We start from the raw sequence: 22076 nt of genomic DNA on the forward strand, positions 1-22076 counted from the left end.
TTTGGTTTATAACTGAGGCGTTTTTCTGTTTTTTTCTAGACTCTGTTAAGATGAAGTGTGTGTATCTATACAAATGAAACTTAAAATGGAGCAAATTAAAAAAACTATAAATATAAACTTCAACTAAGATTATTGTTACTTAGATTGACTGTTAGGGGAGATTGACTTCGTGATTGGTTTAATTGAACAATTTAACCAGTATAAAGATATTAAGAAAGTAATAAATGGCCTAAAAAATGGTCTAAGAGAACAATTGGTTACAAACTTAACGGGGTCTGCGAAGACATTGCTTGCTGGAGCTGTTTTTAAAGAAACTGGACAAACGCAGCTAATCGTTACAAATAATCTTCTCCAAGCTCAAAAAGTATCGGAAGACCTAAAATCGGTAGTTGGGGAAGATAAAGTATTTTTATATCCTGCAAATGAATTGATTGCTTCAGAGATTGCAGTATCAAGTCCAGAGCTTAGATCCCAAAGACTTATCGCATTAAATAGTTTGATGTCAAAAAAGCCGTCTGTAGTAGTTACACCTGTTTCAGGGTTAATTGGCTTTTTGCCATCTCCAGAATTATGGTCTAACTATCAAATTAATTTTGAAATTGGTGAAGAAATCGACTTAACTAATTTGATTTCAAAGTTTGTCCAAATGGGCTATGAACGTGTTGGGATGGTCGAAAGTAAAGGAGAGTTTAGCGTACGCGGAGGAATTCTTGATATTTATCCACTTACGTATGAAGATCCTATTCGAATTGAACTCTTTGATACAGATATCGACTCAATCCGTTCGTTTTCTCCTGATTCTCAAAGATCTATAACAAAATATGAGAGTGTCCATATTGGCCCAGCGACGGAAAGGATTATTTCCAAGGCTGATTTGCAATTAGGCGTTCAACGAATTGAACAAGCTTTTAAAACAACTCTATCAAAAATAAGTGATCAACAAGTAAAAGAGTTATTGGTTGAAAAGGTAACCTATGACCTTGAGCAACTAAAGCAAGGGCAATTGATTGATCAAATATATAAATACTTTGGTCTAATCTATGAAAACCAATTTAGTTTACTAGATTATGTTCCTAAGGAAACTGTTGTCGTTATTGATGAGATTTCGAGGGTTCATGAAATCGTAGAGCAGCTTAAAAAAGATGAAGCAGAGTGGTATACGTCTTTACTAGCTGAAGGAAATGCATTGCATGGAGTAAGTTTTTCACATGACTTTTTTGAATTACTGCATTCGAGAAAGCGCCAACAAATTCATACGAGTCTGTTCCCTAGAAGAGTACCTCATACGCATCCTGAACAAGTAGTTTCGATTCAATGTAAATCGATGCAAGAGTTTCATGGACAAATGAATCTGTTGAAAAATGAATTAGATCGCTGGAAGAAAAATAACTATACAATCGTTATGCTCGGCGAAAGTGACGAAAGAACAAATAAAATTGAAAATATATTAGAAGATTACAGAATTGAAGGTAAAATTGTCTCTTCTTTAGAACAAATAAAAAATGGCGAAGTATATATCATGAAAGGTGATCTTCGTTCTGGATTCGAACTTCCTTTAGAAAAATTTGTTCTAATAACAGAGCGTGAGTTATTCACGAAAAAAGCTAAGAAGAAAAAAAGAATTAATACAAAATTATCAAATGCAGAACGAATAAAAAATTACTCAGAATTAAAAGTTGGAGATTATGTTGTTCATGTAAATCATGGTATTGGTAAGTTTTTGGGAATTGAAACATTAGAGATTAATGGTATTCATAAAGATTATATACATATTCGATATCATGGCGACGACAAATTATTCGTACCGATTGAACAAATTGATCAAGTGCAAAAGTATGTTGGATCTGAAGGTAAGGAACCAAAGATTTATAAACTTGGTGGTACTGATTGGAAAAAGGTTAAGAAGAAGGTTGAAGGCTCAGTTCAGGATATAGCAGATGATTTAATTAAGCTTTATGCAGAACGCGAAGCATCAAAAGGCTATGCTTTTTCACCTGATGGCCTGGAACAGCAAGAATTCGAATCTTCATTTCCTTATCAGGAAACTGACGATCAACTTAGATCAATTCATGAAATTAAAAAGGATATGGAAAGAGAACGTCCAATGGATCGACTGCTTTGTGGTGACGTAGGATACGGAAAAACTGAAGTAGCTATTCGAGCGGCTTTTAAAGCAATTGTGGAAGGAAAGCAAGTTGCTATTTTAGTGCCTACTACAATTTTGGCACAGCAGCATTTCGAAACATTAAGAGAAAGGTTTCAAGATCACCCAATTAATATCGGTTTGTTAAATCGTTTCCGCTCTCGCAAACAGCAACTTGAAACGATGAAAGGCTTAAAAGAGGGCTCTGTCGATATAGTAGTTGGAACCCACCGCCTATTATCGAAGGATATTCTATATAAAGATTTAGGACTTTTAATTATTGATGAAGAGCAAAGATTTGGTGTATCGCATAAAGAAAAAATAAAACAACTAAAAGCAAATATAGATGTATTAACCTTAACTGCAACGCCAATCCCTCGTACATTGCATATGTCAATGCTAGGAGTAAGAGATTTATCAGTTATTGAAACGCCACCAGAAAATCGTTTTCCAGTTCAAACATATGTAGTTGAATATAACGCTGCATTAGTGAGAGAAGCGATTGAAAGAGAGCTTGCTCGAGATGGACAAATCTATTTCTTATATAATCGAGTAGAAGATATTGAACGTATGGCTGAACAGATTTCGATGCTTGTACCAGATGCAAAAGTAGCTGTAGCACATGGTCGAATGAATGAAGGGGAACTAGAATCAGTTATGTATGCCTTTTTAGATGGCCAATATGACGTATTAGTAAGTACGACGATTATTGAAACAGGTGTGGATATTCCAAATGTTAATACATTGATTGTATATGATGCAGATCGAATGGGTCTATCAACGCTTTATCAATTAAGAGGGCGTGTAGGACGTTCGAATAGAGTGGCATATGCTTACTTCACATATAAACAGGATAAAGTACTGACTGAGGTAGCCGAGAAGCGCCTGCAAGCAATTAAAGAATTTACAGAACTAGGTTCAGGTTTCAAAATAGCAATGCGTGACTTGTCGATACGAGGTGCAGGAAATTTACTTGGAGCACAACAACATGGATTTATAGATTCGGTCGGTTTCGATTTATATTCTCAAATGTTAAAAGATGCAATCGAACAGCGTAGAGGGGTTAAGAAAGAGGATATAATTACAATTGAAATTGACATTGAAGTCGATGCTTATTTACCTGACACGTATATTCAAGATAGTAAGCAAAAAATTGAGATGTACAAGCAATTTAGACGTGTTGAAACGTTTGAAGAGTTAAATGATTTACAAGATGAATTAATGGATCGTTTTGGCGATTTCCCGTTAGAAGTAGGTTACCTATGTCAGGTTGCTCATATTAAACTTTTAGCTATTGCAGAGAAGATTGAACTGATTAAACAAGTTAAATCAGAAGTAAGTGTTTATTTCTCTGAGAAGGCAAGTGCTAATATTGATGGTGGTAAATTATTCCAACTATGTAATTCATTCGGTAGAGGCATTGGTTTAGGTATGGATGGATCGAAATTAAAAGTAACGCTAGACGTAAAAGGAAAAAATCCAGCTGACTGGCTTACTACGCTAGAAGGTTTAATTACTGGATTAAAAAACGTGAAAAAAGAGAGTGTAAATGCTTAAGGATTGTAATACGAATGGTTGCTTTAATTAGGCGATAAAGTAATTAAAAGTTACCAAAAAGTGCTTACAGTACTATATTTTTAGTAAAGGTGTTAAAAAATCTCACTTATTTTGTATAGAACTTTCGTTGTGTAGGATACTATCATTAATTAAGGGTGACCTTACCTCATTGTCACTCGGATATCTTTCATCAACGTAGACATGCAAGTAAGTGAGGAGGCGCTTTACAAGTATGAAAGCAACAGGTATTGTTCGTCGAATTGACGATTTAGGTCGAGTAGTAATACCAAAAGAAATTAGGAGAACTTTACGGATTCGTGAAGGTGATCCATTAGAAATATTTGTGGACCGAGATGGAGAAGTCATTTTAAAGAAATATTCGCCAATTAGTGAATTAAGTGATTTTGCGAAGGAATATGCTGATGCACTATACGACACACTTGGACATACTGTTATTATAAGTGACCGAGATTCAGTTGTAGCAGTTGCGGGGGCTTCCAAAAAAGAATACTTAAACAAAAACATTGGTGATATTATCGAAAAAACTATGGCAGAGCGTAACTCAAAAGTAGTTAGCGAGCCTGGGGAAGCTTCATTTATCGAAAGTGTAATTGAAAAATATCAATCCTATGCAGTAGGAGCAATCATCGCAAGCGGGGATCCAATTGGAGCTGTTGTTATCTTTTCGAAAGATAAAACAATTTCTGAAGTTGAAAAGAAAGCAATCGATACTGCTACTAACTTCTTAGCTAGACAAATGGAGCAATGATCATATTATGAAGTAAAACAAAGGCCAGTAAAGGAATATTACCTTAACTGGCCTTTGTTTTTTCCCTTGATATAAACTACCGGATCCACATTTAAAGATAACCATTACTTGCTAAAATTGGAAAAGGGAGTTTTTTCTTTTGGCAACTCTTTACATAAGACCTATTAATGTAATACATTAAAGGGTGAACCGTCTAACAAAGGAGTTGTTATCCTTTTGCAAAAAGCTAAGCAAAAAGCAGCCCTACAAGGGGCTTTGTTCATAACAATAGCATCATTATTATCGAAAGTACTAAGTGCGTTTTATAAAATTCCTTATCAAAATATTGCCGGCGATTTAGGTTACTATATTTACCAACAGGTATATCCTGTCTACGCAATTGCTTTAGCATTTTCTACATATGGCTTTCCTTTGGTTTTATCATCTTATGTGGCTGAAAGATTGGCGAAAAAAGATGATAAAGGGGCTAAAGATTTGGTTTATGCAACATTTATGATGTTGTTCGTCATAGGTATACTTTGTTTCTTTACTTTATACATAGGAAGTAATAGTATAGCGAAGTTTATGCGAGATGATCATCTAGCGATGTTAATTCGTGTTGTTAGTGTTGGATTTTTATTTGTCCCAATCACTTCAGCATTTCGAGGATATTATCAAGGTTTAGGGGACATGGGGCCAACTTCAGTCAGTCAGGTGATTGAGCAATTAATTCGAGTTATTACGATATTAGTGCTGTCACTTTATTTAATGCAAACGACCGACAATCTTTATATTGTAGGTGCAGGGGCTGTTTCAGGTTCAATACTTGGTAGTATAGCAGCGATACTGTACTTCTTTTATTGGGTTTCTTTTCGAGGATCTGGTTTGACGATACCATCATTTGGTTTACTTAAAACCTATCGCTTAGAATTAAAAACAATTTTGTATCAAGGTATCCTACTAAGCTTAAGTAGTTTAGTACTCGTATTCATTCAGTTTATCGATTCACTCTCTTTTTATCCGTTATTAGTACAATATGGATATCATGTTGAAGGTGCTAAACTAGTAAAGGGTATTTATGATCGTGGATTTCCACTAATTCAATTAGGCTCTGTCATTGCTTCATCGTTTTCTCTAGCCCTAATTCCGTATTTATCGAGTGAATTAGTTCGTAAAGAACATCATTCTATTAATAATCGAATTTCAGGTGCCATTAGAGTTAGTATTGTAGTCGGAGCAGCAGCCACAATTGGTTTAATTTCAATTATCCATCCGACTAATATAATGCTATATCGAAATGATCTAGGAACGGATGTCCTAACTGTTTTATGTATATCGATCTTCTTTGCTGGAGTATCGATTACGACATCTTCAATCGCACAAGGATTAGGTAAAAGTTTAATTCCAGCTTTAAATGTAATTGCTGGAGGATGTGTTAAATTTATTGGAAATGTTATTTTAATGGAGCAAATCGGATCTAAGGGAGCAGCTTATTCAACGGTATCTGCTTTAATTATTGTTACGATTTTAAATTTAGCTTATATATATAAATTGTCAAAAGTAACATTTTTTGATTTTAAGTTTATTGTGAAATTAATTGTATCTGTAGCCATTATGTATGGTTGTGTATATGGTTATGAATATGTTTTTGAAAGATATGCAATGTTTATTAACCCACTTCGTTTAAGAATGTTAGTTGAGGCACTAACTTCAGCGGTTGTAGGTGCAATCGCATTCGCGGTTGTCTTAATAAAAATTAAGTTATTTACAGTAGAAGAACTAAGCTCAATCGTTAAAAGTGAAAAATTAAAGAAATGGCTTTCTTAAAAGAACAGGAGGATCAAAATGAACAAGATTAAAGTTTTAGGTTTAGGAGCAGGTGACCTTAATCAGCTTCCATTTGGTATCTATAAAGAGTTACAAAAAACTGATAATCTTTATTTACGTACAAAAGACCACCCTGTTATAAGTGAATTAGAAACAGAAGGACTAACGTTTCAATCATTCGATGAAATTTATGAAAAACATGATCGTTTTGAAGAAGTATATCAAGAAATTGTTCAACTACTGGTGAAAGCTTCTGAAGAAGGTTCAATTACATATGCGGTACCAGGTCATCCTCTTGTAGCGGAAAAAACTGTTCAGCTACTAATAGCGCTTGCAGATAAAGGAAATATCCAGCTTGACATCAAAGGTGGACAAAGCTTCTTAGATGCGATGTTTACTAGTTTGAAAATTGATCCAATCGAAGGCTTCCAGTTTGTTGATGCAACGGATTTAGAGGCGGAGTCGATTACGTTTAGACAGCATTTAATCATCTGCCAGGTTTACGATCAAATGACTGCCTCACATGCGAAATTAAAGTTAATGGAACAGCTTCCCGATGATTATGAAGTCGTAATCGTTACGGCAGCGGGTAGTTCAAATGAGCAAATAAGAAGGGTGCCATTGTTTGAATTAGATCGCGATACATCAATTAATAATTTGACAAGTGTTTATGTACCTCCAGTTAAAAATGAAGAGGATCTGTATCATCAATTTGAAACACTTCGTTCTGTCATAGCTACTTTAAGAGGCCCTAATGGATGTCCGTGGGATCAAAAGCAAACACATGAATCATTAAAGAAGTACTTACTAGAAGAGGCTTATGAGCTACTTGAAGCAATCGATGAAGAAGATGACGATCATATTATTGAAGAACTTGGAGATGTATTACTTCAAGTCATGTTACACGCCCAAATCGGAGAAGATGAAGGTTACTTCTCAATACAAGATGTAATTCAAGGATTAGTAAGCAAACTAATCTATCGTCACCCGCATGTATTTTCAACAGTTCATGTGAATGATGAGGAAGACGTATTAAAAAATTGGCAAGCATTAAAACAAGCTGAAAAGGGACATGTCGTTGAGTCTGTTCTTTCAGGCATACCAAAGGATCTTTCAGGAATATTAAAAGCAGAGAAACTTCAAAGTAAGGCTGCGAAAGTAGGGTTTGACTGGAAGGAACTACCGCCAGTGGTAGATAAAGTTAACGAGGAGTTAACTGAAGTTCTTGATGCCATCAAATTGAATGATCAGACTAAAGTTGAAGCAGAACTTGGTGATTTGTTATTTAGTATTGTTAATTTAGCGCGTTTTATTGATGTAAATCCTGAAGAAGCGATTTTAAAAACTAATATGAAATTTACAAAACGTTTTCAATATATTGAATCAAGACTTCGTGAAATAAATAAGACATTTTCTGATGTATCTCTTGAAGAAATGGATGAGATTTGGAATGAAGCTAAAAAATACGAATAATGTCTAATTGAATGAGAATTGAGGAGAATAAATTATGAGACTTGATAAATTTTTAAAAGTATCGAGAATTATTAAGCGTCGTACACTTGCGAAAGAAGTAGCTGATCAAGGAAGAATAACGATTAATGGAACAGTTGCGAAAGCATCTACAGAAGTAAAAGTAAATGACGAATTAAAAATTCGATTCGGACAAAAAATTGTTACAGCAAAAATTAATTTACTTAAAGAGACCGTTCGAAAAGAAGAAGCAGATGCAATGTATACAATCATTAGTGAGGAAAAACTGTCAGATAGCTTGTTCTAAAAAAGTTGTCCCTTCATATACTTGTACAAATAACACTGTATTAGGAATCGATTTACAAGAGGTACAGTTTATGTAAATGGAGGGACTAGTATGAATAATCCGTATGAGTTAAATGCGAAAAATACAAGCCAAATAATCGAGCAGGATTTATCGTTAAAAAGTAGAAGATATCTTGAGATTACTGGAGTAAAACAGGTTGAGAGCTTTGATAGTGAAGAGTTCCTATTAGAAACAGCTTTAGGCTTTTTGCATATTAAAGGTCATAATTTACAAATGAAAAACCTCGATGTAGAAAAAGGTCATGTAGCAATTAAGGGAAAGATTAATGAACTTTGTTATATTGACGAATACAACTCGGGGAAAGCTAAAGGAATCTTTAGCAAGCTATTTAAATGAGCTTAAACGTTCAGTTCTACTCTATGATAGCGATGGTCGGTATGGGTGCTTATCTTGGTATGGCGCTAGATACATACCATCGTTTTTTATATCGAGGTACTCGTAATCGATTGATTGTATTTGCAACTGATATATTATTTTGGGTTTTTCAAGCACTACTAGTTTTTTATGTATTATACTTAGTTAATGAAGGTGCACTTAGGTTTTATTTACTATTAGCATTACTATGTGGTTATGCTGCATATCAAAGTCTTTTTAGAACTATTTATAAAAAAATATTAGAGCTTGTTATTCAGTTGGTTATTAGCATTTATCGCATTATATTAAAGTTAATCGTAATATTTATTGTAAAACCTATAAAGTGGATTATTCAGGTAATAATTATCATTCTTTTGTTTATTTATGGACTCCTTATTCGACTAATCCGTTTAGTTTACAACGTTGTACTATCAATTCTTTTATTTTTCGGCAGAGTATGTTGGTTTTTTGTGCCAAAACGAGTCAAAAACTATTTAATACAATTTAAAGGAGTTTTCGGAAAATTCAAGAATATCTTCCTTACTACTATTAAAAAAGTAAAGGACCTTTTAGATAGGAGGAAGAAATAGGTGGAACATGCGAGAAAATTGGATTTAACTAGTCAAGTTCAAGATAAACAAAATATTACTTTAGTTGAGGAACATGGTGTTAAGCCTAGGAGAAGAAGTTTTAAAAAGTTTTTAATGCGAATTTCATTATTTTGCTTTTTAGCTGTCCCCCTATTCTTTTTATTACAATCACATTATGTAACACAACAACATGTGTATTCATCTAAAGTAAAACAATTAAAACTAGCAGAAGTTGATTTAAAGAAAACAAAGAGTACGGTAAAGGATTCGAAGCGCATGATTGACCAATTGAACGATGATCAATATATTATTGAGTTAGCTAGAAAAAACTTATTTTTTTCTAAAAAGGGAGAAATAATTTTTCCTAATATCAAGTAATTATCGTTTCATTGACACTTGTTTTTATAATTTTATATAATATAGTAAATCCAGTTAAACATTTTTAAGGAGGAGCATTTTTTTTATGTCAATTGAGGTAGGCAGCAAAGTTAGTGGGAAAGTTACAGGGATTACAAATTTTGGTGCTTTTGTAGAGTTACCAGAAGGAGTAACTGGACTTGTTCACATTAGTGAAGTAGCTGACAACTATGTTAAAGATATTAACGAACATTTAAAAGTTGGCGATGAAGTAGAAGTAAAAGTAATCAATGTTGAAAAAGACGGTAAAATCGGTCTTTCAATCAAAAAAGCGAAAGAACGTCCACCAGTAAAAGAGGGAGAGCGTGAGCAAAGACCTCGTCAAAGCAGACCTTCATATGGAGGCGGCGGTGGTGGAAACCGTGGCAAAAATCAAAACCGTTCGGATCAACGTCCGGTTAAAGAAACATTTGATCAAAAAATGAGTAAATTTTTAAAAGACAGTGAAGACCGTCTAGCTTCATTAAAACGCAACACAGAATCTAAACGTGGTGGCCGTGGAGCTCGTCGAGGCTAATTTCCTACCTTGTCAGGACATAAATAGGTATATAGAACACGCACTCTTTAATGGGTGCGTTTTTGTATGGAAAAAATAATAAAATAAGATTTAAAAAAACTGTTGACGGTTAATTGGTACCATGATAATATAAATCTTGTCGTTTAAAGATAATGGCGGTGTAGCTCAGCTGGCTAGAGCGTACGGTTCATACCCGTGAGGTCGTGGGTTCGACTCCCTCCGCCGCTACCATTCCCTTTAACGGCCCGTTGGTCAAGTGGTTAAGACACCGCCCTTTCACGGCGGTAACACGGGTTCGAATCCCGTACGGGTCATACAACAACAAAAACGTTTGGTCTCTATATAAGAGGCTAGGCGTTTTTTTCTTTTTCTGGAACATGCGTCCCCGTCTCTTAAAACCACTCTTCTTTCCAAACTTTTTCCCTTTATTCTGAATTTCGATTGACATAAAATTTAATAAATGCGTTTCTTTTACCCTATTAGAGAAATTATGCTGCAAGCTTTTCTCATATTTTGTAAAACAGTTGCACGTAAAAGCTTTTTCCGTCGAAGAAAACTTTTATTTGCCTTTGTCATTTTGACATATTCCTTCAATTGGACAAGTTAAAATATGTTCAATAAACCAATTCGGATGAGGTGGAAATATGACGAAACTGCAAAGAGGGTCTTCTAATTCTTCAGCAAGCTTGGTCCCTACTAATGGATTTCAATCAGTATTTCGGCAATCTTCTAAATCAATTAAATCAAAATTAGAGAGAGCATTCTTTGATTGGGGGTTACTAATCTTTCTAACGGGATTTTTATTAGGACGAGCGTTGATCCTATCACATATTCTCCCGTTTGTATTACCGTTTTTTGCCTCAGTTTATATGATGAAACGTGAGCGTACAGGAATCGCTTTTGTTGCTCTTATGATCGGCTCGTTAACTGTGTCGATTGAAACGGTTAGTTATGCGTTTGCCACAATTATCCTATTTTTCATCCTTAATATCTTCTTCGCTAGAGTTAAACGACATTATATAGGTTTAGTACCTTTTCAAGTTTTTTTATCAGTATTTATTAGTCATCTATTAATTACTTATGCTTTTCAACAAGAAGTTCTGATGTATGATGTTTTGATGGCATCAGTTGAAGCGGGATTAAGTTTTATTTTAACGATGATCTTTTTCCAAAGTGTACCACTACTCGCGATTCCTAAAAGAAAACAGCTTTTAGGTGTTGAAGAAATCGTATGTTTAGTTATTCTTTTAGCTTCAGTTGTGACGGGGACGACTGATTGGTATATTCAAGATTTATCTATTCAGCATATTGTTACTAGATACATCGTCTTACTATTTGCCTTCGTAGCCGGAGGAACGGTAGGTTGTACAGTAGGGGTTGTAACGGGCCTTATCCTAAGTTTAGCGAGTGTTTCGAGCCTATATCAAATGAGCTTATTAGCATTCTCTGGATTACTCGGTGGCCTCCTTAAAGAGGGAAAAAGATTAGGTGCGGCAGCTGGCCTATTAATTGGGACATGCCTCATCAGCTTTTATGCTGAGAAACAATCAGATATTATTTTTTCAATTATTGAATCAGTAATAGCGATTGTCTTATTCTTAATAACACCATCTTTCCTACTAAAACAATTAGCTAAACTAGTACCAGGAACAGAAGAACACTCTACAGATCAACAACAATACTTGCGTAAAATAAGAGATTTGACAGCTAATCGAATTACTCAATTTTCAAACGTGTTTGAAGCATTATCTGCAAGTTTTTCACAGCCTAGCCAGTTTGCACATATTGAGGACGAATTAACTGATGAAGAACTGTTTATTTGTAGTATTTCAAATAAGTGCTGTAATAGTTGTATGAAAAAGGATCATTGCTGGTCAAACAATGGTGACCGAACATATCAATACATGGAAAATATGATGCATTTAGTTGAAAAGGATCAGCTCATTAAGAATGGCCAATTTATGAGAGAGTGGGAGAAATACTGCCAACGTTCTTCAAAAATGGCAGATTTAATGAAGCAAGAGGTTTTCTACTTCCGTGCAAATCAAAGACTTAAAAAACAAGTTCAAGAAAGTAGAAGATTAGTGGCAGAGCAATTACGCGGAGTTTCAAAAGTAATGGTCGATTTTGCAAAAGAGATTCAACGAGAGAAAGAAAATCATCAATTACAAGAAGACCAAATCCTACAAGCTTTATTAAACTTTGGAATTGACGTTAGCCAAGTAGAAATTTATAACTTAGAGCAAGGTAATATTGATATAGATATATTGATTCCGTTTGAAAATGAGTATGGTGAATGCCAAAAATTAATTGCGCCGATTCTATCAGATATTTTAAAAGAAACGATTGTCGTATTAAAAGAAGAGGCAGCGACAATACCAAATGGAGGTAATTACTTAGTTACATTTGGATCAGATAAGGCGTTTGTTATTGAAACTGGAGTTGCGACTGCAGCTAAAGGTGGAGGCTTTATTTCGGGTGATGCATTTAAAATAATGGATGTTGGAGCAGGAAAACACGCTATTGCGATTAGTGATGGAATGGGAAATGGTGAGCGAGCTCATATTGAAAGTAATGAAACACTAAAACTACTTCAAAAAATATTAAATTCAGGTATTGAAGAAACTGTCGCTATTAAATCAATTAATTCGATTCTATCATTACGTACTACTGAAGAGGTCTTTGCTACACTGGATCTAGCGATGGTCGATTTACACGATGCTTCAGCAAAATTCTTAAAAATTGGTTCATCGCCAAGCTTTGTTAAACGAGGGAAGCAAGTTATTAAAATTGAAGGCAGTAATTTACCAATTGGGATAATTGATGAGTTTGATGTAGAAGTCGTGAGTGAGCAGTTAAAAGCTGGAGACCTATTAATTATGATGAGTGATGGTATTTTTGAAGGTCCTAAACATGTAGAGAATTACGAAATGTGGATGAAACGTAAAATAAGTGAATTTGAAACGGATGATCCACAATCAGTAGCTGAATTGTTACTAGAGGAAGTTATTCGTTCGAATACAGGCGATATTAATGATGATATGACAGTTGTGGTTGCTGTTGTTAAACGAAACTTGCCAGAGTGGTCATCTATCTCATCGTATAGTGCGATGGCTTAGTAAAATAAATTAAATAAAGGTTTATCCCCTCCCGTAATTGGACAAAATGGTAACAACTTTTACGCGGAGGGGATTTTGTATGTATAAGGGAAAGTTAAAACAAATTCTATTAATAACTGATGGTTATTCAAACCATGGTGAAGATCCGTTAGCTGTTTCAAGTTTGGCACAAGAATACGGTATTACAGTAAATGTAATTGGAATTTTAGATGAAAATGTACAAAGTGGTGACGGTTTAAAGGAAATCGAGGAAATTGCTAGAGCAGGTGGAGGGATTAGTCAAGTCGTTTACACAAAGCAACTTTCTCAAACTGTCCAAATGGTTACAAGAAAAGCAATGACACAAACAATTCAAGGATTTGTTAATAAAGAACTTAAGCAAATTTTAGGTGATAGCAATTCAATAGAATCACTTCCTCCTTCAAAGCGAGAAGAGGTTTATGAGGTTGTAGAGGATATCGGTGAAACTGTAGGTTTAGAAGTTATTATTTTAGTAGATACGAGTGCTAGTATGAAAGACAAACTAGAAACCGTTAAGGAATCATTATTTGATTTACAAATTAGTTTAAACTCAAGAACAGGAGAAAATGCCTACTCATTATTTATATTTCCCGGGAAACATGACGATGTAGATAAATTACTAGATTGGACGCCTAAGTTAGAAAAATTAAACACTATTTTTCCTAAGTTAACAATGGGCGGTATGACGCCAACCGGTCCTGCTCTACGTGAGGCTTTAAACTATTTTAACGAACAAAACTACAATAGAGGTAATAATGGTGATGATGAACAATCAATTGAATGGGCAGATTAATTTAGCGCCTGGGACTCTCATTACTGGAAAGTGGAATAAAAACAATTACGAAATTAAGAGTTTACTTGGAAATGGAGCAAATGGAACAGTTTATCTAGCTTCTGGAAAAACTGGAGATGTTGCTATTAAGCTGAGTAAAGATTCTACTAATATCACGAACGAAGTAAATGTTTTAAAAAAAATCACACAGGTCCAGGATTCAATCCTTGGGCCTTCTTTTATCGATGTAGATGACTATATAAATCCAGGGACAAATGAATGCTGCTATTACTATGTTATGGAATATGTAAATGGTGTAAGTTTACCAAACTTTATTGAAAGAAATGGAATGGAATGGAGTAGTATTTTTATCATACAAGTTTTATCATTGTTAGATAAATTGCACCATAAAGGCTTTATTTTTGGAGATTTAAAAACAGATAATCTACTAGTTACGAAAGAACCAAATAAAATCCAATGGATCGATTTTGGAGGAGTTACTCAAATTGGACGTGCAGTTAAAGAGTTTACGGAGTTCTTTGATCGTGGTTACTGGGGCTTAGGTTCTAGAAAAGCAGAAATTTCCTATGACTTATTTGCTGTTACGATGATTTTTATCCACTTGCATTGTAAAAAGCAGTTTTTAAAAAACGGGTTGGGAATAAATCAAATTGAACAAGTAATAACCCAAACACAAACCCTTAAGCCATATAAAGAATTTCTAATGAAGGGATTAAAAGGGGAGTATACTAATGCAAGTGCTATGAAACAAGCTCTATTAATGTATGAACAAAAGATAAATGCTACAAAAAAGAAGAATAGTAAAAAGGATCAAGTTACTACAGCACAAACGATGAATCAAACAAGGCAATCGAAAAAGCAAAGTCAGACTGCTAATCAATCAACACAATCAAAAAAACATAGCCAGCCTACAAATCAACCTAGAAATTCAACTAGTCAGAATCAAAAACCTAACCAATCAACACAGACAAGAGCAGGGAACAACATCCAAGTGAAGCAAAAGAAAAAAAGAATTCACTGGTTTGAAACATCGACCATTCTCTTGTTAATGGGCTTGGCTTATGCATTATATTTTTATTATCAGCTGTAAATTATAGTACTCCAAGTGTGTGAATGGTAACATATAGATATGAATTTTACTTTCATTAGGAGTATAGTTAAATGGTAATTAATCAATTAAAGGAATTTATAAAACAAAACAATATTATTAGAAATAGTGTAATTGTGATCGGTGTTTCTGGAGGTCCAGACTCAATGGCGTTAGCTCATTCTTTTTTATCTATTAGAGAAGAATATGAGTTCTCGATTATTATCGCACATGTAGATCATATGTTTAGAGGGCAAGAATCTTTAGATGATTTAGAATACGTTAAGAACTGGTGCCTCCAAAATAACGTACAATATGAAGGTAAAAGCATAAATGTGAATCAGTATATCGAGGAAACGGGTTTAAGTAGTCAATTGGCGGCAAGGGAATGTCGATATCGTTTTTTTGACGAAACGATGAAGAAATATGAAGCGAATTATTTAGCGTTAGGTCATCATGGAGAGGACCAAGTTGAAACGATTTTGATGCGTTTAGTAAGAGGTAGCTCGCAGGTCGGTTACGCTGGCATTAGGGAAAAGAGATCTTTTAGTACAGGCGAAATTATTCGTCCATTTTTAGATTTAAGAAAACAAGCATTAACTACATATTGTCACGAACAAAGTATTATCCCTCGAAAAGATCCAAGTAATGATAAAGATGTTTACACTAGAAATCGATTTAGACATCATATTCTACCTTTTATATTTGAAGAAAATCCAACTGCACATAAAAGATTCCAGCAGTTTAGTAGACAGCAATTGGAAGATGATCTATATTTAATGGAATTAACTGAAGACGCGATGAATACAGTTATAAAAAATAAAGAAAAGCAAGCAGTCACTATTGACGTTAAACAGTTTTTAAATGTGCCTATATCTTTACAAAGAAGATGTATTCAACTAATATTAGATTATGTCTACCTATATATCCCTAAAGGCTTGACACAAGGGCATCTTAATTCAATTCTGACTTTATTACGAAATGAAAAATCTACGTGGGAGCAGCATTTACCAGGAGGACTTTTTGTCACACGCTCATATAATGAATGCATCTTTACATTCGAACAAATGAATGTGAAGGATTATACTATTTCTATTAATGAGCCTGGCGAATACGATCTACCAAATGGTTTTTCAATTAAAGTTGAATTAAACAATCAATATTTTGAACAAAAAAATGACACATTTATTTGTTCTGTCAAGGATGTTTCTTTTCCACTCATTGTTCGGAATCGAAAGAATGGTGATCGAATGTCATTAAAGGGTATGAATGGGTCAAAAAAGTTAAAAGATATATTTATTGATGAAAAAATGAAACAATCATTACGTGATGAATGGCCAATAATTACGGATAGTCAAAATAATATATTATGGGTACCTTTCGTAAAGAAATCTGCATTTGAAAGAAATTTTTCGACAGATGAGTCACTCATTGCAATACAGGTGGTTTCTAAGAGTTTCTAGGAGGAAAAAATGAAACAAGACATTCAACAAGTATTAGTAAGTGAAGAGGCAATTCAACAAAAAGTAGTAGAATTAGGTGCAGTACTAACTGAAGAGTACAAAGACCGCTTTCCACTAGTAGTGGGTGTTTTAAAAGGAGCTCTTCCGTTCATGTCTGACCTTATCAAGCATATTGATACATATATCGAAATTGATTTTATGGATGTTTCTAGTTATGGACATAGTACAGTTTCTTCTGGTGAAGTAAAAATTGTAAAAGATTTAAATACTTCTGTAGAAGGAAGAGATGTAATCATTCTAGAAGATATTATTGATAGTGGTCTAACATTAAATTATTTAGTTGAACTATTTAAACATCGCAAAGCTAATACAGTTAAAATCGTTACATTATTAGATAAGCCAAGCGGACGTAAAGCAAGTATTGAGGCTGATTTAGTTGGTTTCGAAGTACCAGATGCTTTCGTAGTAGGATATGGTTTAGATTATATTGAACGTTATCGAAATCTGCCGTATGTTGGCGTTTTAAAGCCTGAAGTATACACGAAATAAGTCAAGTTTTATTCGTTTGTTTACATGGTATAACTATGCTACTATATAAAGTAATTAAATTGAAAGAGAGGAGGTTTGGAATTGAATCGAATTTTCCGTAATACAGTCTTTTACATATTAATCTTCTTAGTTGTGATTGGTGTTGTTACATATTTCAATGGGCCAGAATCTCAAGTTAAGAAAGTAAGTTACGATACATTTTATACTAAGTTACAAAAAGGAGATGTTAGCAGCTTAACATCTATCCAACCTAAAAATGGAGTGTACATAGTAAGAGGTCATTTTACAGATGTAAAAAAAGGCGAATCTTTCCAAACTCAAGTACCAATTAGTGACGAAACGACAAAAATAGTTAACAAAGCAGTTGCTGACTATAAAATAAAGGCTAATTGGAATCCAGCTGAAACAACAAGTGCATGGGTGCAAATTTTCACTTCACTCATTCCATTTGTTATTATTTTCATTCTTTTCTTCTTCTTAATGAATCAAGCACAAGGTGGCGGAAGCCGTGTTATGAACTTTGGGAAGAGCAAAGCTCGTCTTTATAATGACGAGAAAAAGAAAGTACGATTTAAAGATGTTGCAGGTGCAGATGAAGAGAAGCAAGAGCTTGTTGAAGTTGTAGAGTTCTTGAAGGATCCTCGTAAGTTTTCTGAATTAGGTGCAAGAATTCCTAAAGGGGTACTATTAGTAGGACCTCCTGGAACAGGTAAAACATTATTAGCAAGAGCTGTTGCAGGAGAAGCTGGAGTTCCATTCTTCTCAATCAGTGGTTCTGATTTCGTTGAAATGTTTGTAGGGGTCGGTGCTTCTCGTGTTCGTGATTTATTTGAAAATGCGAAGAAAAACGCTCCTTGTATCATATTTATTGATGAAATCGATGCTGTAGGTCGTCAGCGTGGTGCTGGATTAGGTGGAGGTCACGATGAGCGTGAACAAACATTAAACCAGTTACTTGTTGAAATGGATGGTTTTGGTGCTAACGAAGGTATTATCATCATCGCTGCAACAAACCGTGCAGATGTTCTTGACCCAGCGTTATTACGTCCAGGTCGATTTGATAGACAGATTACAGTAGACCGTCCAGATGTAATAGGACGTGAAGCGGTATTAAAAGTTCATTCAAGAAATAAACCATTGTCACCAGAGGTAGACTTAAAAGCTATTGCTCAAAGAACTCCTGGTTTCTCTGGTGCAGATTTAGAAAACTTATTAAACGAAGCGGCATTAGTTGCGGCTCGTCGTGATAAAAAGAAAATTGATATGCTTGATATTGACGAAGCAACTGACCGTGTAATTGCGGGACCTGCTAAGAAAAATAAAGTTATATCTGAAAAAGAGCGAAAAATTGTTGCATTCCATGAAGCTGGACATACGGTTATTGGCCAAGTGTTAGACGAGGCTGAAATGGTTCATAAAGTAACAATTGTACCTCGTGGTCAAGCTGGTGGTTATGCAGTAATGCTTCCAAAAGAAGATCGTTACTTTATGACAAAACCAGAATTACTTGATAAAATTACAGGTCTACTTGGTGGACGTGTTGCAGAAGAAGTGGTATTTGGTGAAGTAAGTACAGGAGCTCATAATGACTTCCAACGTGCAACTGGTATTGCTCGTCGTATGGTTACTGAGTTCGGTATGAGCGATAAACTAGGTCCATTGCAATTTGGTCAATCTCAAGGAGGAAATGTATTCCTTGGTAGAGACTTTAATAATGAACAAAATTATAGTGATAAAATTGCTTATGAAATCGACGTTGAGATTCAAACAATCATTAAAGACTGTTATGCAAAAGCAACTGATATTATTAAGACGCATCGCGATAAATTAGACTTGCTTGCTAACACATTATTAGAAGTGGAAACTTTAGATGCAAAAGGAATTAAGAGTCTTTGGGAACAAGGTACACTTCCTACATCTCCATCTTCAAAAGATGAGGTTAAAGTCAACATTTCTAAAAAGAATGATGAACCAACTGAGCCTAAAATCACTGAATAAAAAATTAAGAGTGTCTTTCTAGACACTCTTTCTTTTGTTTATTGGTGAAAAGTAAAGTTGACCACGACCACGGGGATATCGTTTCATTGAAGCGTTTTAACAAACCAATAGGAACCCATGACCACAGTAGAAAGCATCTATTTTTAAACTACTATCAACTTGTGTTATCATTATTTTTATAGTGATTAAAAAATGTACTTGAGACAAAAAATATAAAATAAAAGTTTTATTTTTGAAATGGAGAGACGGTGGATTATATGTTGTTTGTAATCGATGTAGGAAATACAAATACTGTTTTAGGTGTTTACCAAGAAGATGAGTTAATACATCATTGGAGAATTGAGACGAATCGTTATAAAACAGAAGATGAGTACGGTATGGTCATTGGTTCATTACTTGAATATGCAGGTATTGGGTTTGATGAGTTTCATGCAGTCATTATTTCATCAGTTGTCCCACCGATTATGTTCTCACTGGAAAGAATGGCAACAAAATACTTTAAACAAAAGCCACTAATCGTTGGTCCTGGTATAAAAACAGGTTTAAACATAAAATATGATAATCCGAAAGAAGTTGGCGCAGACCGAATTGTTAATGCGGTTGCTGGAATTGCACAATACGGAAGTCCGCTGATAATTGTAGATTTCGGAACAGCTACTACATATTGTTATATAGATGAAAATAAAAATTATATCGGTGGAGCAATTGCTCCAGGTATCAATATTTCAACAGAGGCACTCTATACAAAGGCCTCAAAGTTGCCTCGCATAGAGCTTTCAAGACCTTCTAATATTGTTGGTCGTACAACTGTAGAAGCAATGCAGGTTGGAATCCTATATGGTTATGTAGGTCAAGTTGAAGGTATTGTAAAACGAATGAAAGCTCAAGCAAAGGTAGAACCTACTGTTATAGCAACTGGTGGACTTGCATCATTAATATCTAAGGAATCGGATATCATTGATGTCATGGATCCATATTTAACACTAAAGGGTCTACATTTAATTTATAAACGAAATTCTTAAAAAGGGGTACATCATGAAAGATTATTTAGTAAAAGCATTAGCTTTTAACGGTGAAGTCCGTGCATATAGCGTTAGATCAACAAATATTGTAAAAGAAGCTCAAGAACGTCATGACACTTGGTCAAACGCTTCTGCTGCATTAGGTCGTACACTCACAGCTGCTACAATGATGGGTGCTATGTTAAAAGGCGAAGAGAAATTAACTTTAAAGGTTGAAGGTAATGGCCCAATTGGCCATATTTTAGTCGATAGTAATGCAAAAGGTGAAGTACGAGGATATGTACAAAATCCACATGTACAAACTGAACTTAACAAACATGGAAAAATTGATGTAGCAAAAGCTGTTGGTACTGTAGGTACAATCTCAGTTGTTAAAGATATTGGTATGAGAGAACCTTTCACAGGCTCAGTACCTATTGTATCAGGTGAACTTGGTGAAGACTTTACTTACTATTTTGCTGTATCTGAACAAACACCTTCATCTGTAGGTGTCGGTGTGTTAGTAAACCCAGATCATTCGATTTTAGCAAGTGGAGGATTTATTATTCAAATCTTACCTGGCGCTAGTGAAGAATGTATTACACAAATTGAAAATCGTTTAAAAACGATTAAACCAGTTTCTAAACTAATTGAAGAAGGCCTGACTCCAGAAGAAATTTTATATGAAGTGTTAGGTAAAGAAGAAGTTAAAGTTTTAGAAACGATGGATGTAAAATTCCAATGTCAATGCTCAAGAGAGAGAATTGAGGGTGCTCTTTTAAGTATTGGTAAACAAGAATTGGAATTAATCTTAGAAGAGGATGGAGAAGCAGAAGTAACATGTCATTTCTGTAATCAACCTTATCATTATTCTGATGAACAATTAAAAGAGTTAATTAACAAATTGTAGGTGAAAATTGAAGGAATTTGTCGAGCTTTCTTTTCATAATTTATTATGAATTTCATACAAGTTATGTATAGGAGAAAGTAATTGACAGATTCTTTTGTTTTTTACATAATGTATATTAAACAGGTCAATATACTTGGAATTAGGAGTGGATGAAATGAAAGTTGCAAATTCAGTTTACGAATTAATCGGTAGAACTCCAATTGTAAAACTTAACAGATTAGTAGACGAGGACAGCGCGGAAATTTACTTAAAACTAGAGTTTATGAATCCTGGTAGCAGTGTTAAAGATCGTATTGCACTTGCGATGATCGAGGATTCGGAGAAAAAAGGTTTAATAAAACCAGGTGATACAATTATTGAACCAACTAGTGGAAATACTGGTATTGGATTAGCAATGGTAGCTGCTGCTAAAGGCTATAAATCAATTCTAGTAATGCCAGAAACAATGAGTATTGAGAGACGAAACTTATTACGTGCATATGGCGCAGAATTAGTTCTAACTCCAGGTCCTGAAGGAATGGGAGGAGCAATTCGTAAAGCTGATGAATTAGCAAAAGAAAACGGATATTTCGTTCCACAACAGTTTAATAATATTGCAAATCCTGAAGTTCACCGTTTAACAACTGGTCCTGAAATTGTTGAACAAATGGGAGACCAACTTGACGCATTTATTTCAGGAGTAGGTACAGGAGGAACAATCTCTGGTGCAGGAGCTGTTTTAAGAGAAGCTTACCCTGGCATTAATATTGTCGCAGTTGAACCTGAAGACTCTCCAGTTTTATCAGGTGGTAAACCAGGTCCGCATAAAATCCAAGGCATTGGAGCAGGTTTTATACCTGAAACATTGAACACGGATATTTATGATGAAATCGTACAAATCAAAAATGATGATGCAATGGAAACAGCTAGAAAAGTAGCAAAAGAAGAAGGTATACTTGTAGGTATCTCTTCTGGTGCTGCGATTAGTGCTGCATTACAAGTTGCAAAAAAACTTGGAAAAGGTAAGAAAGTACTTGCGATCATTCCAAGTAATGGAGAGCGTTATTTAAGTACAGCATTATTCCAATTTGAGTAATTTTTTTGGTTGATTAAATGATAAATTTAAAACCCCTTTGCTAGCTGCAGAGGGGTTTTTTGTTTTTCCA

18 protein-coding genes and 2 tRNA genes are annotated in these 22076 nt (G+C 34.6%); all 20 read left to right on the plus strand.

All coding sequences use genetic code 11. The features are described from left to right. Positions 1-169 precede the first annotated feature (169 nt). Complete coding sequence (gene mfd, locus BED47_RS12620) at positions 170-3700, plus strand: transcription-repair coupling factor (RefSeq protein WP_069033959.1); 3531 nt, start codon at positions 170-172, stop codon at positions 3698-3700. 232 nt (positions 3701-3932) lie between these two features. Next, on the plus strand, positions 3933-4469 hold the full coding sequence (gene spoVT / locus BED47_RS12625; RefSeq protein ID WP_069033960.1) for a stage V sporulation protein T: 537 nt from the start codon (positions 3933-3935) through the stop codon (positions 4467-4469). A gap of 216 nt (positions 4470-4685) precedes the next feature. Beyond that, positions 4686-6275 (plus strand): putative polysaccharide biosynthesis protein, encoded by a 1590-nt coding sequence (locus BED47_RS12630; RefSeq protein ID WP_069033961.1) that lies wholly within the window; start codon positions 4686-4688, stop codon positions 6273-6275. 18 nt (positions 6276-6293) lie between these two features. Beyond that, complete coding sequence (gene mazG, locus BED47_RS12635) at positions 6294-7748, plus strand: nucleoside triphosphate pyrophosphohydrolase (protein ID WP_069033962.1); 1455 nt, start codon at positions 6294-6296, stop codon at positions 7746-7748. A 34-nt stretch (positions 7749-7782) separates the two neighbouring features. Next, positions 7783-8052, plus strand: a complete 270-nt coding sequence (locus tag BED47_RS12640) for an RNA-binding S4 domain-containing protein (RefSeq protein WP_056474461.1) — start codon at positions 7783-7785, stop codon at positions 8050-8052. Positions 8053-8142: 90 nt separating this feature from the next. Beyond that, on the plus strand, positions 8143-8448 hold the full coding sequence (yabP, locus tag BED47_RS12645; RefSeq protein WP_056474457.1) for a sporulation protein YabP: 306 nt from the start codon (positions 8143-8145) through the stop codon (positions 8446-8448). Next, positions 8445-9056 (plus strand): spore cortex biosynthesis protein YabQ, encoded by a 612-nt coding sequence (gene yabQ / locus BED47_RS12650; RefSeq protein ID WP_069033963.1) that lies wholly within the window; start codon positions 8445-8447, stop codon positions 9054-9056. The genes yabP and yabQ overlap by 4 nt, the downstream gene beginning before the upstream one ends. Further along, on the plus strand, positions 9057-9434 hold the full coding sequence (locus BED47_RS12655; RefSeq protein ID WP_069033964.1) for an FtsB family cell division protein: 378 nt from the start codon (positions 9057-9059) through the stop codon (positions 9432-9434). It begins immediately after the preceding gene. Positions 9435-9519: 85 nt separating this feature from the next. Further along, positions 9520-9990, plus strand: coding sequence for a S1 domain-containing RNA-binding protein (locus BED47_RS12660; RefSeq protein ID WP_056474447.1), 471 nt, complete (start codon positions 9520-9522; stop codon positions 9988-9990). Positions 9991-10144: 154 nt separating this feature from the next. Then, positions 10145-10221, plus strand: a tRNA-Met gene (locus BED47_RS12665). 11 nt (positions 10222-10232) lie between these two features. Next, positions 10233-10304: transfer RNA gene (locus tag BED47_RS12670), tRNA-Glu, on the plus strand. 330 nt (positions 10305-10634) lie between these two features. Further along, positions 10635-13109: a stage II sporulation protein E gene (spoIIE, locus tag BED47_RS12675; RefSeq protein ID WP_069033965.1), complete on the plus strand. Its 2475-nt coding sequence runs from the start codon at positions 10635-10637 to the stop codon at positions 13107-13109. Between the two features lie 79 nt (positions 13110-13188). Beyond that, positions 13189-13923 (plus strand): VWA domain-containing protein, encoded by a 735-nt coding sequence (locus tag BED47_RS12680; protein WP_069033966.1) that lies wholly within the window; start codon positions 13189-13191, stop codon positions 13921-13923. Next, positions 13892-15013: a protein kinase domain-containing protein gene (locus BED47_RS12685; RefSeq protein WP_069033967.1), complete on the plus strand. Its 1122-nt coding sequence runs from the start codon at positions 13892-13894 to the stop codon at positions 15011-15013. Before BED47_RS12680 ends, BED47_RS12685 begins: the two co-directional genes overlap by 32 nt. Before the next feature lie 71 nt (positions 15014-15084). After that, entirely contained in the window at positions 15085-16473 is a 1389-nt protein-coding gene (gene tilS / locus BED47_RS12690; RefSeq protein WP_069033968.1) for a tRNA lysidine(34) synthetase TilS, read from the plus strand. 9 nt (positions 16474-16482) lie between these two features. Further along, positions 16483-17022: a hypoxanthine phosphoribosyltransferase gene (hpt, locus tag BED47_RS12695; RefSeq protein ID WP_069033969.1), complete on the plus strand. Its 540-nt coding sequence runs from the start codon at positions 16483-16485 to the stop codon at positions 17020-17022. 81 nt (positions 17023-17103) lie between these two features. Next, positions 17104-19020 carry an ATP-dependent zinc metalloprotease FtsH gene (gene ftsH, locus BED47_RS12700; protein WP_069033970.1) on the plus strand — a complete coding sequence of 639 codons (1917 nt, stop codon included), beginning with the start codon at positions 17104-17106 and terminating at the stop codon, positions 19018-19020. Between the two features lie 257 nt (positions 19021-19277). After that, on the plus strand, positions 19278-20042 hold the full coding sequence (locus BED47_RS12705) for a type III pantothenate kinase (RefSeq protein WP_056474433.1): 765 nt from the start codon (positions 19278-19280) through the stop codon (positions 20040-20042). Positions 20043-20055: 13 nt separating this feature from the next. Continuing rightward, a complete protein-coding gene (gene hslO, locus BED47_RS12710; protein WP_069033971.1) occupies positions 20056-20931 on the plus strand; it encodes an Hsp33 family molecular chaperone HslO in 876 nt (291 codons plus the stop codon). 154 nt (positions 20932-21085) lie between these two features. Continuing rightward, a complete protein-coding gene (cysK, locus tag BED47_RS12715; protein ID WP_069033972.1) occupies positions 21086-22006 on the plus strand; it encodes a cysteine synthase A in 921 nt (306 codons plus the stop codon). The last annotated feature ends 70 nt before the right edge of the window (positions 22007-22076 follow it).

The sequence above is a fragment of the Gottfriedia luciferensis genome (assembly GCF_001712755.1).
GTDB lineage: Bacteria > Bacillota > Bacilli > Bacillales > Bacillaceae_G > Gottfriedia > Gottfriedia luciferensis_B.